Source organism: Stenotrophomonas sp. STEN035 (assembly GCF_056759935.1).
This window is the reverse complement of the sequence record NZ_JBRRDY010000004.1, coordinates 174127-184784: the sequence shown is the minus strand read 5'-3', so window position 1 is coordinate 184784 and position 10658 is coordinate 174127. Positions and strand designations below refer to the sequence as shown.

Here is a 10658-nt window from a genome sequence, read left to right as displayed (position 1 = left end):
GGGGGGGGTTTAGTGCTTTTGGCGTTCTTGGGGGGTGTGTTGGGCCCGGGCGGAGCCCCCCCCCAACCCGGGCCCCCAAATTCGCCGGGGGGTGCTGCGGGGGGCGCGCCCCCCCCCCGGCCCCCCGCGACCACGAGCATCAGTTTGAGGCTGATGCGCACCGATTACTGCGCGGTGTAGACGATTTCGACGCGACGGTTCTGCGACCAGCAGGACTCGTTCGAATCGGTGCAGACCGGACGCTCTTCGCCGTAGGACACGACGGTCAGCTGCGAAGCCGAACCACCGTTGGCCTGCAGAGCCGAGTTCACGCCGTTACCACGACGCTCGCCCAGGGCCTGGTTGTAAGCGCGGCTGCCGCGTTCGTCGGTGTTGCCCTGCAGGGTGATGCGCGAGGACGGACGGTCACGCAGGTACTTGGCGTGGCAAGCCATGATGGCCTGGAACTCCGGCTTGACCGAATCCTGGTCCAGATCGAAGTAAACGACGCGCTGACGCAGGCAGGCGTCGGTGTCCAGGTCGCCCGGGCCGTACAGGCCGGAGGTGGACGGGCCGGTCGGCTGGGTGGTGCTCGAGCCGTTATCAACCGACGGCTGTGCCGGCTGTTCCTTGACCTTCTTCGTGCAACCGGCCAGTGCAACGACCGACAGCAGCGAGACGAGCAAAACACGAGTTGACTTGTTCATGGCTATACCTAGTGGCTCCTGGCCAATGTTGGGATTAATGCGTGGGAAGATTAACATTTTATCAACGCGCAGTGCGGTACGGCCCCCATGCCGGTTCGCGCACATCGCCATCGGCCAGCACCAGGCGCTGGCGCACCCGACCATCGGCCGACACTTCATACAACACACCACGCCCACCTTCACGAGCGGCGTACAGGATCATGCTCGCATTGGGCGCAAAACTCGGCGATTCGTCCAGCGAACCCGGCGACAGCGTGCTCCAGCGCGGCGAGCCGAGGCTGCTGTCCATCATCGCGATCTTGTAGCTGCTGCCAGCCCCTTGGGCAACGGCGATCTTCTTGCCGTCAAAGGATACGCTTGCCTTGGCGTTGTAGTTGCCCTGGAAGGTCACCCGGCTGGCGCTGCCGCCAGTGGAGGCCACTTGGTAGATCTGCGGGCGACCGCCGCGATCGGAAGTGAAGTAGACCGAGCTGCCATCGGCAGACCAGGTCGGCTCGGTGTCGATGCCGAAGTGGTTGGTCAGCTGGGTCAGCTGCTTGCTGCCCAGGTCCATCACGTAGATTTCCGGGTTGCCGCTGCGCGACAGCGCCAGCGCCAGACGGCGGCCATCCGGCGAGAACGACGGCGCGCTGTTGATGCCGCGGAAGCTGGTCAGCAGCTCACGGCCACCAGTGGCGATGTCCTGAACATAGATGGAGGAGTTGCCGCGCTCGAAGCTGACATAGGCCAGCTTGCGGCCGTCCGGGCTCCAGCTCGGCGACAGCAGCGGCTCGGCCGAACGGACGATGGTCTGCGGGCTGTAGCCATCGGAATCAGCCACCATCAGCGCATAGCGCATGTTGGCGCCGCTGCCGCTGGCGGTGATGTAGGCGATGCGGGTCCAGAAGGCGCCGCGCACACCAGTGATCTTCTCGTAGATCGCATCGGCCATCTGGTGGGCGACGTCACGCATGGCGCTGGAACGTGCGGTCATCGCCAGGCCGAGCATGCGCTCGCCCTTGGCCACGTCGAACAGTTCGTATTCCACACGGTAGGCGCCGGCACCGGCGTCCTGCACCCGGCCCACCACCAGGAAGTCCTGCTTCAACGCTCGCCAGGTCGGGTATTGCACCTCGCTGCCACGGCTGGGGCGCTCGGCGATCTGCGCTTCGGGCAGATTGCGGAACTGGCCGGAACGGTCCAGGTCGGCACGCACCACGGCGGCGACGTCGGTCTGCGGCGCACCGGCCGAGCCCTGGTAGGCCATAGGCACAACCGCAATCGGCGTGGCCGAGGCATTGCCACGGGTGATTTCGATTTCCAAAGCCCCTTGCTGTGCCGCGGCCACGAACGGCAGCAGCAGAACAGTGAGGGCGACCAGCCAGCGTGACAGATTCTTCATGAGGCGCTCAGCAGTACGAGTGAATATGAAAGAGGGATAGCAGCACGCAGATGAACATTTTCGCAATCGTGAACGAAAGTCATGTGAAATCTGCCAGCCATCGCCCCAAATTATAAATTTCCAATGAAACCAACCGGATGCCCGGAACAGCCACCGCTCAGTTCTGGGCGGTGAATGTAAACATCAGCTCGCGCCGGAACACCGTTTCATAGCCACGGAAGGGCAGCGGCTGCGCCCTCAGCACGGCGCGCTCGATCGAATCGCGCGCTGCCGCGTCCATTGCGCAACCCGATTGCACCTCGGCACTCATCACCTCGCCGCCCGGCAGCTGCTTGATCAGGATCCGGCAGCGCGTGCCATTGGGAATATTGTCCGGCCGGTTCCACTGGGCAACCACGGCCTGCTGGATCGCGGCGGCGTACTTGGCAGTCAGATCATTGCTGGTACCGCCCTGCCCCGGCGACGGCGTGCTCGGTCCGCTGTTGCCGCTGCTGGTGGACGTGGCCTGCGCACGGGCGCGGGCATCAGCGACCTGGCGCAGGCGCTGCTCGGCCAGCTTGGCCTCGCGCTCGGCCTGCTCGCGCTTGCGGCGGATCTCGGCGATCTTCTGTTGACGCTCCTGCTCGGCCTGGGTCTCACTGGCCTGGCGCTGCTGGTCGGCGATCTTCTTACGATCCTCCTCCTGCTGCTTGGCCAGGCGCAGTTTCTGCTCGGCCTCTTCCACGCGCTTGCGCTCGGTCAGGTCGATCTGCTCCTGGCGACGCTTGGCTTCCTGCTCCTGCTTGGCCTTCTCCTGGGAAATGGCCAAGGCACTGACGCGGTCCTGGTCGACCGTGTCCGGCTGGGCAATGCGCTCCTGGGCGTTGTGCTGCTGTGGCGTCGGCGCGTCCTGCGGTTTGGGCTCGGCGATGGGCTGCGGCGGCGGCACGGTGTCTTCCGGCACCGGCTCGGGCTGCGCCTCTTCAACCGGCTCAGGCAGATCCGGCAGTTTTTCCGAGGCACGCAGGGCCTGCCGCGCGGCCGAGGCTTCGGCGGCGGACAGCTGCATGTTGGCCTCAAGCGCCGGGTCACCAGCGGCGGCTTCGGTGCTGCGCGAAGGCGACCACACCCAGGCAATGATGAAAATCGCCGCGACCAACAGGTGCACCAGCAACGCCAGTACGACCGGCAGGCCCCACTCGTTGCGGTTGTCGTGCGGCGGTGGCAGTGCGTCAGCGTGCATCGGTCGCCAGACCCACCTTTTCGATCTTCGCGGCCTTGATCACGTCCATGGCGTCCATGACCTTTTCATAGGCCACGCTCTTGTCGGCGGCCACGATCACGCGAAGTTCCTTGTCCTGCGAGGCCAAGGCGCTCAGCTGCGCCTGCAGCGCGGCAGCGCCCATGGCTTGCGGGTCTTTGGCTTCGGGCAGCTTCAGGCTCATCTGGCCGTCGGCACGTACCGAGACCACGATCGGATCCTGCTTGCTCTCCAGCGCCTTGGCGGTGGAACTGGGCAGGTCGACCTCGAAACTGAGGGTCAGCAGCGGCGCGGTCACCATGAAGATGATCAGCAGCACGAGCATCACGTCGATGTACGGCACGACGTTGATCTCGGACTTGAGCTTGCGGCGCTTGCGGCGGGGTATGGCGGCGGTCATAGATGGGCTCCTGCGGTCAGAGGAAGGCGCTGGCGCACTTACTCGTCGCTGCCGCTCTGCTGGCGCTGCAGGATGGAGCTGAACTCCTCGGCGAAGGTTTCATAGCGCACCGACAGCCGCTCGACGCGGGTGGTGAAGCGGTTGTAGGCCCACACCGCCGGGATCGCCACAAACAGGCCGATCGCGGTGGCGAACAGGGCTTCGGAAATACCCGGGGCAACCGAGGCGATACCGGCCTGCTCACCGCTGCTGATCATGTCGTGCATGGTCACCATGATGCCGAACACGGTGCCGACCAGGCCCACATAAGGGGCGGTGGAACCGATATTGGCCAGCAATTCCAGATTGCGCTCCAGCCCATCGACTTCACGGGCATAGGTGGTGCGCATGGCGCGCTGCGCGCCTTCCAGCTGAGTGCGGCCATCAAAGGCGCGGCGGCCCTGCAGGCGCGAATACTCGCGGAACCCGGCTTCGAAGATGGCTTCCAGGCCATCAACCTGACGGTTGCGGTCGGTGGCCGAGGCGTACAGCTTGCCCAGATCGGCACCGGACCAGAAGCGGTTCTCGAAGTCGCTGGCCTCGTTGTCGGCGGCCTTGAACACGCGCGCCTTGCGGAAAATGATGACCCAGCTGATGAAGGAGCCGGCCAACAGCAGCAGCACGATCAGCTTGACCGGGATACTGGCCTTGATCATCAGGTCCAGGTAGTTGATGCCGCCGCCATGGCTGGCCTGCGCCACGGTCTGCGCGGCGGCTGCGCTGACATCGGCCGGCAAGGCCTCGGTCACGGTGGCCTGCAGGGCCAGAAGCAAAGCGATCATCCGATCTTCCTCAGTGTTGCTTAAGCGGGTTGTGTTTGAAGGGGTTTCAGTAATGCGTAAAGCGTGTCATCGAGCGCCTGCGGACGGAAGTCGCGGGCACCAACGGCGGCAAGGCGAACCTGCGCCGTCGCCAGCACCTGGTCATCGCGCATCACTGCCTGCGCCATCAGCAGGCTGGCCCGCCGGCATTGCAGCAATTCCACCGTGGTGGTCAGCGCATCGTCCAGCTTGGCCGGCTTCAGGAAGTCCAGGTTCATGGCACGGACCACAAATACCTGGCCGTCACCGCAACGCATGGCTTCCTGTCCGTAGCCCAGGGCGCGCATCCATTCGGTCCTTGCCCTCTCCATGAAGGCCACGTAGCGGGCGTGGTACACCACGCCGCCAGCGTCGGTATCTTCCCAGTAAATGCGTGTCGGCCAACTGAACCGAGACTCATTCGTCATCGCGTTGCTCCGCGAACAGGTCCACTGGCGCCGGTGCGGCCTTGGGTTTGAGGCCCAGATGACGGTAAGCCTTGCTGGTGGCCATGCGCCCGCGGGCGGTACGCACCAGGAAGCCCTGCTGGATCAGGAACGGCTCGACCACGTCTTCCAGGGTGCCACGCTCTTCGGAAAGGGCTGCGGCCATCGACTCGACCCCAACCGGGCCGCCATCGAAATACTCCACCAAGGTGCGCAACATGCGCCGATCCAGCTCATCGAAGCCTTCCGGATCGACCTTGAGCATCTGCATCGCAGCCTGCGCCACGTCCTGGTCGATATGCCCGCCAGCCTTGACCTGGGCGTAATCGCGCACGCGCCGCAGCAGCCGGTTGGCAATACGCGGGGTGCCGCGCGAACGGCGGGCGATCTCGCCAGCGCCCTCGGCACTGCAGTCGATGCCGAGAATGGCCGCCGAACGCCGCACGATGCGGGTCAGTTCCTCGGCCGAATAGAACTCCAGCCGCTGCACGATGCCGAAACGGTCGCGCAGCGGCGCGGTCAGCAGTCCGGCGCGGGTGGTGGCACCAATCAGGGTGAACGGTGGCAGATCCAGCTTGATCGAGCGCGCGGCCGGGCCGTCACCGATCATGATGTCGATCTGGAAATCCTCCATCGCCGGGTACAGCACTTCCTCGACCACCGGCGAAAGACGGTGGATTTCGTCGATGAACAAGACGTCATGCGGCTGCAGATTGGTCAGCAACGCAGCCAGGTCGCCGGCTTTTTCGATCACCGGACCGGAAGTGACGCGCAGCGCCACACCCAGTTCATTGGCGATGACATGGCTCAGCGTGGTCTTGCCCAGCCCGGGCGGGCCGAAGATCAGCACATGATCCAGCGCCTCGCGGCGGGCCTTGGCGGCCTGGATATAGATATCCATCTGCTCACGCACCGGTGCCTGGCCGAGGTAATCGGCCAGGGTGCGCGGACGGATGCTGGCGTCTGCAGCGTCATCCTCGCGGGTGGCGCCGGCGCCGATGATGCGGTCGTCAGTCATTTTGCAATTATGCGCCAAGCAGGCCGCATCCGATCAGATTTCCACCTGCGCGCCCAATTCCACCAGCCGATTGCCCGGTATGCGGAAAAAGCCGGTGGCAGGCGCCGCGTTGCGATGCATGAAGGCGAACAACTTGTCGCGCCAGATCGGCATGCCACGGTTGGCGCTGGCCACGATGGTCTCGCGGCTGGCGAAGAAGGTGGTATCCATCGGATCGAAATAGATGCCACCGTGGTCGCAGGAACGCATCAACGCCAGTGGAATATCCGGGGTTTCCATGAAGCCATAGCGCACGTAGACCCGGTAGAACTCATCGCCCACCGAATCGATGCGCAGGCGCTGGCCTTCGGCCGCATACGGCATCGGCAGGGTTTCCACGTGCAGGAACACATTGCGCTCGTGCAGCACCTTGTTGTGCTTGAGGTTGTGCATCAGCGCATGCGGGACAACGGTCGGATCGGCGGTCAGGAACACCGCCGTGCCTGGCACGCGCACCGGCGGCGCCAGCATCAAACCCGGCAAAAACGTGTCCAGACGAATACCGTCCTTGCGGATCTCATCACGCAGCAGCTCACGTCCGCGCCGCCAGGTGCGCATCATCGTGAACAACACCAAGCCCAGCACCAGCGGGAACCAGGCACCCTGCAGCAGCTTGGCACCATTGGCGATCACAAAGCCCAGGTCGATGAAGAGGAACACCACACACAGGGCAATGATGGCGTGGCGCGCACGCGGCCACAGCACCCGCGCTACCAGCGCCAGCAACATGGTGTCGATCAGCATCGTGCCCGACACCGAAATACCGTAGGCGACCGCAAGGTTGCTGGAGCTGCGGAACGCCAGCACCAGCCCAAACACCATCACCGCCAGGCCCCAGTTGATGCCCGGGATATAGATCTGGCCGATGGTGTCGTGTGAGGTATGCAGGATGCGCATGCGCGGGATGTAGCCCAGCTGCATGGCCTGCCGCGATACCGAGAACGCACCGGTGATCACCGACTGGCTGGCGATCACCGCCGCCATCGTTGCCAGCAGGATCATCGGGATCAGCGCCCACTCCGGCACCGCCTCGAAGAACGGATTGGCCACCGCGTCCGGGCGCTGCAACACCAGTGCGCCCTGCCCCAGATAGTTAAGCACCAGGCACGGCAGCACGAAGAAGTACCAGGCGTGGCGGATTGGTGGCGCACCAAAATGGCCCATGTCCGCATACAGCGCCTCGCCACCGGTCACCGCCAGCACCACCGCGCCGAGGATGAAGAGACCGTGCCAGCCATGCTCCATGAAGAAGCGTGCCGCCCACATCGGATTGAAGGCTTTGAGCACTTCCGGCGCGGCAATCACGTTCCAGATGCCGATTGCGGCCAGCGACAGGAACCAGATGGTCATCACCGGCCCGAACACCTTGCCCACCTTCTCGGTGCCAAAGCGTTGCGCGGCGAACACCGCCGCCAGCACCACCAGGGTGATCGGCACCACGAAATGGCCCAGTCCCGGCGCTGCGACTTCCAAACCCTCGACCGCACCCAGCACCGAGATCGCCGGAGTGATCACCCCGTCACCAAAGAATAGTGACGCACCAAAGATACCGAGGATGCCGACCACATAGGCTGACCGCGAACCATTGCGCAGGGTGCGCTGGGCCAGCGCCATCAAGGCCATGATGCCGCCCTCGCCGTCATTGTCGGCGCGCATGATGATGGTCACGTACTTGAGCGTGACCACCATGTTCAGCGCCCAGAACGCCAGCGACAGCACGCCTAGCACGGTGTCATGGTCGCTGTTGAGCCCGTAATGCGGCGAGAACGCCTCCTTCAAGGTGTACAGCGGGCTGGTGCCGATATCGCCAAACACCACGCCGATGGCACCGACGACCAGCGCCATGCCACCGGCAGCGCCGCCGTGACCATGACCATGGCCTTGAGTGGAAGATTCAGACGTTGAAGAAGCGTGGGACATGGCGATCTCGGGTTGGCGTCATGCTGCCGAAGGGGTTAACGCAGGGCTGCCTGCAGCGCTTTACGGATGACCGTGGCGACATCATCGCCCTCGGCACCGGCATCGCGCGCCATCTTGGCGGCCTCTGCCGGTTTATAGCCCAGTTGCTGCAACGCCACTGTCGCCTCGGACACTGCATCGTTGCCCAGCGCTCCGGCAATCGGTGCGCCGCCACCGGTGAAATTGGCTGCGCGGTCACGCAGTTCGACCACCATGCGTTCGGCGGTCTTCTTGCCTATACCGGGGATACGGGTCAGCGCGGTGACATCGCCGGTCTGGATCAGCCGCGCGAACTCGTCGACGCTGGCCCCGGACAACACCGCCAGCGCGATCTTGGCGCCGATGCCCGTCACCTTCTGCACATCGCGGAACAGGCGGCGCTCGCCCTCACGAAGGAAGCCGTACAGCGAGACGCTGTCCTCCTTCTGCGCGTAATGGGTGAACAGAATCACCTCGCGACCGACATCAGGCAGGTCATAGAAGGTGCTCATCGGCGCCTCCAGCTCATAACCCACGCCATTGACGTCGATTACCAGCCACGGCGGGGCCTTATGGGCAAGGATGCCGCGCAGTCGACCAATCATGCGAAAAACCTCATTTGCGACTCCAAGCCTGGCGCACATCCACTCCCAGCCGGTTGGCGGTAGCGCGGACATGCGCATGGGTTATGGCCACCGCCAATGCATCGGCGGCGTCTGCCTGTAATTTGCCCTGCAGGTTCAGCATCAAACCCACCATATGCTGCACCTGTTGCTTTTCCGCACCACCTCGGCCGACCACGGCCAGCTTGATCTCGGTGGCGGCGTATTCGCTGACCGGCAGGTCGCGCATCACCACCGCGCACACCGCCGCGCCACGCGCCTGCCCCAGCTTCAAGGCCGAATCGGCGTTCTTGGCCATGAACACCTTCTCGATCGCCACTTCCTGCGGCTGGAATTCCTCGATCAAGGCATGCAGTCCGTGCGCCAGCAAGCGCAACCGCTGCGGGAAATCCGCCGCCCCCAACAGCACCAGTGGCGCGTGGTGAACATGGCGGGCGCGGCCGTTGGCATCGATGTCGATGATGCCGACGCCGGTGCGCTGCGAGCCAGGGTCTATGCCAAGGATGCGGGTCATGCTGCCTCTACCAGTAAAAAACGGCGCCCAGCATGGCCGGACGCCGTCTCACCCGGTGGGACCGGGCGGGTCGTCAGACCCGCTCCAGGCCTGCCTGGTCGACGTTGGAATACACGTCCTGCACATCGTCCAGGTCTTCGAGCATGTCCAGCAGCTTCTTCACCTGCACGGCGGTGTCAGCATCGACGGCAACGTCGTTGTCGGCACGGAAGGTGATTTCGCTGTGGTCCGGCACCAGCTTGGCCGCGGCCATCGCGTCCTTCACCGACTGGAAGGCTTCCGGCGCGGTGATCACGTCGATCGAGCCGTCTTCTGGATAGACCGCGATATCGTCGGCACCGGCCTCGATCGCCGCCTCGGTGATGGTTTCTTCATCCGCACCCGGCGCGAAGCTCAGCACGCCCAGCCGCTTGAACATGAACGACACCGAGCCTTCGGTGCCCATGTTGCCGCCGCACTTGCTGAAGGCATGACGCACGTCGGCCACGGTGCGCACGCGGTTGTCGGTCAGGCAGTCGACGATCACGGCGATGCCGCCCGGGGCGTAGCCCTCGTAGCGCACTTCTTCGTATTCGACGCCTTCCAGCTCACCGGTGGCCTTCTTGATCGCGCGCTCGATGACATCCTTGGTCATGTTCGCGCTCAGGGCCTTGTCCATCGCGGTGCGCAGACGCGGGTTGTTGTTTGGGTCGCCTCCACCACCGCGGGCAGCAACGCTGATCTCCCGGATGATTTTGGTGAAAATCTTGCCGCGCTTCGCGTCATTCGCGTTTTTGCGACCTTCGATGGAAGGACCTCGACCCATGGGAATACCGTACATCTGTCAGGAACAGGACGGTAATTCTACCTGATCCCCCGCCCAGCCCCCGTCATCAGCCGGTTACCGCGGCAACCGTCGGAAAGCGCCCCCGGCGCAGGAAGCCGGCGGTCAGCGTGGCCACCTCGGGCGACAGCACCAGCCCGCTATGGCTGACCGGCACCACACAATGGTCGGCCAGACCCGGCAGACGGGTTTCGGCCAGGCCCACGGTGCCATCGGATTCGCCGTCCAAGGCCCCCATCATTGCCCCCAGCCCATGCGCCACCGAGCCCGCGATCAGGCCGACCTCGGCCTTTCCCTGCCAATCCGGCAAACCGTGCAACAGCAGGTCGCTGCTACGCCCCAAGGCCGCCACCCAACCATGTTCGGCCATCGAACGGGCAGTGCCACTGCCGCATAACGGCGAGCCAAGGCAGACCACCCGCGGCACCTCCAGGCTCGGCGCCTGCCGCAACGCCTCCAGCGCGACCAGACCACCCAGGCTGTGCCCGACCAGCGATACCTGCCCTCCCGTGCGCAAACGTTGCACCAACTGCGGCACCGCCTGTTCGGGTCCGCCGAACACGCTGGCGTAGCCAAACGTATCCACTGCGAAGCCCTGCGTGCGCAGCCGCCAGGCCAACGGCAACAGCCAGGAGCGGGTGTTCCAGATGCCGTGCAGGATCAGCACACGGGGACGCGGGGAGTTCTGCCATGACATGCGCGCAGTTTCCT

Annotated in this window: 12 protein-coding genes; all 12 read right to left on the bottom strand. The window is 64.6% G+C overall.

Going from position 1 to position 10658, the window contains the following annotated elements; all coding sequences use genetic code 11:
* Positions 1-164 precede the first annotated feature (164 nt).
* Complete coding sequence (gene pal, locus ACVOLL_RS03790) at positions 165-686, bottom strand: peptidoglycan-associated lipoprotein Pal (protein WP_481511655.1); 522 nt, start codon at positions 684-686, stop codon at positions 165-167.
* A 61-nt stretch (positions 687-747) separates the two neighbouring features.
* Positions 748-2067 carry a Tol-Pal system beta propeller repeat protein TolB gene (gene tolB / locus ACVOLL_RS03785; RefSeq protein ID WP_481511654.1) on the bottom strand — a complete coding sequence of 440 codons (1320 nt, stop codon included), beginning with the start codon at positions 2065-2067 and terminating at the stop codon, positions 748-750.
* A gap of 157 nt (positions 2068-2224) precedes the next feature.
* Positions 2225-3289 carry a cell envelope integrity protein TolA gene (gene tolA / locus ACVOLL_RS03780; protein WP_481511653.1) on the bottom strand — a complete coding sequence of 355 codons (1065 nt, stop codon included), beginning with the start codon at positions 3287-3289 and terminating at the stop codon, positions 2225-2227.
* On the bottom strand, positions 3279-3707 hold the full coding sequence (gene tolR / locus ACVOLL_RS03775; RefSeq protein ID WP_481511652.1) for a protein TolR: 429 nt from the start codon (positions 3705-3707) through the stop codon (positions 3279-3281). The genes tolA and tolR overlap by 11 nt, the downstream gene beginning before the upstream one ends.
* Positions 3708-3745: 38 nt before the next feature.
* Positions 3746-4528 carry a protein TolQ gene (gene tolQ, locus ACVOLL_RS03770; RefSeq protein ID WP_481511651.1) on the bottom strand — a complete coding sequence of 261 codons (783 nt, stop codon included), beginning with the start codon at positions 4526-4528 and terminating at the stop codon, positions 3746-3748.
* A 20-nt stretch (positions 4529-4548) separates the two neighbouring features.
* Complete coding sequence (gene ybgC, locus ACVOLL_RS03765) at positions 4549-4974, bottom strand: tol-pal system-associated acyl-CoA thioesterase (protein WP_481511650.1); 426 nt, start codon at positions 4972-4974, stop codon at positions 4549-4551.
* Positions 4964-6010, bottom strand: a complete 1047-nt coding sequence (gene ruvB / locus ACVOLL_RS03760) for a Holliday junction branch migration DNA helicase RuvB (RefSeq protein WP_481511649.1) — start codon at positions 6008-6010, stop codon at positions 4964-4966. The genes ybgC and ruvB overlap by 11 nt, the downstream gene beginning before the upstream one ends.
* Before the next feature lie 33 nt (positions 6011-6043).
* Positions 6044-7969 carry a potassium transporter Kup gene (locus ACVOLL_RS03755; RefSeq protein WP_481511648.1) on the bottom strand — a complete coding sequence of 642 codons (1926 nt, stop codon included), beginning with the start codon at positions 7967-7969 and terminating at the stop codon, positions 6044-6046.
* A 35-nt stretch (positions 7970-8004) separates the two neighbouring features.
* Positions 8005-8592 (bottom strand): Holliday junction branch migration protein RuvA, encoded by a 588-nt coding sequence (gene ruvA / locus ACVOLL_RS03750; RefSeq protein WP_481511647.1) that lies wholly within the window; start codon positions 8590-8592, stop codon positions 8005-8007.
* 10 nt (positions 8593-8602) lie between these two features.
* Positions 8603-9124 (bottom strand): crossover junction endodeoxyribonuclease RuvC, encoded by a 522-nt coding sequence (gene ruvC, locus ACVOLL_RS03745; RefSeq protein WP_282269162.1) that lies wholly within the window; start codon positions 9122-9124, stop codon positions 8603-8605.
* A gap of 73 nt (positions 9125-9197) precedes the next feature.
* Positions 9198-9929, bottom strand: a complete 732-nt coding sequence (locus ACVOLL_RS03740) for a YebC/PmpR family DNA-binding transcriptional regulator (protein ID WP_481511646.1) — start codon at positions 9927-9929, stop codon at positions 9198-9200.
* Between the two features lie 67 nt (positions 9930-9996).
* Entirely contained in the window at positions 9997-10644 is a 648-nt protein-coding gene (locus ACVOLL_RS03735) for an esterase/lipase family protein (protein ID WP_481511645.1), read from the bottom strand.
* Positions 10645-10658: the final 14 nt, after the last annotated feature.

Bases quoted from the DNA above. Each gene is read 5' to 3' on its own strand.
- ybgC (WP_481511650.1), bottom strand. From the start codon at position 4,974: ATGACGAATGAGTCTCGGTTCAGTTGGCCGACACGCATTTACTGGGAA.
- tolA (WP_481511653.1), bottom strand. From the start codon at position 3,289: ATGCACGCTGACGCACTGCCACCGCCGCACGACAACCGCAACGAGTGG.
- ACVOLL_RS03740 (WP_481511646.1), bottom strand. From the start codon at position 9,929: ATGGGTCGAGGTCCTTCCATCGAAGGTCGCAAAAACGCGAATGACGCG.
- ruvC (WP_282269162.1), bottom strand. From the start codon at position 9,124: ATGACCCGCATCCTTGGCATAGACCCTGGCTCGCAGCGCACCGGCGTC.
- ACVOLL_RS03735 (WP_481511645.1), bottom strand. From the start codon at position 10,644: ATGTCATGGCAGAACTCCCCGCGTCCCCGTGTGCTGATCCTGCACGGC.
- tolR (WP_481511652.1), bottom strand. From the start codon at position 3,707: ATGACCGCCGCCATACCCCGCCGCAAGCGCCGCAAGCTCAAGTCCGAG.
- ACVOLL_RS03755 (WP_481511648.1), bottom strand. From the start codon at position 7,969: ATGTCCCACGCTTCTTCAACGTCTGAATCTTCCACTCAAGGCCATGGT.
- tolQ (WP_481511651.1), bottom strand. From the start codon at position 4,528: ATGATCGCTTTGCTTCTGGCCCTGCAGGCCACCGTGACCGAGGCCTTG.
- ruvA (WP_481511647.1), bottom strand. From the start codon at position 8,592: ATGATTGGTCGACTGCGCGGCATCCTTGCCCATAAGGCCCCGCCGTGG.
- tolB (WP_481511654.1), bottom strand. From the start codon at position 2,067: ATGAAGAATCTGTCACGCTGGCTGGTCGCCCTCACTGTTCTGCTGCTG.
- ruvB (WP_481511649.1), bottom strand. From the start codon at position 6,010: ATGACTGACGACCGCATCATCGGCGCCGGCGCCACCCGCGAGGATGAC.
- pal (WP_481511655.1), bottom strand. From the start codon at position 686: ATGAACAAGTCAACTCGTGTTTTGCTCGTCTCGCTGCTGTCGGTCGTT.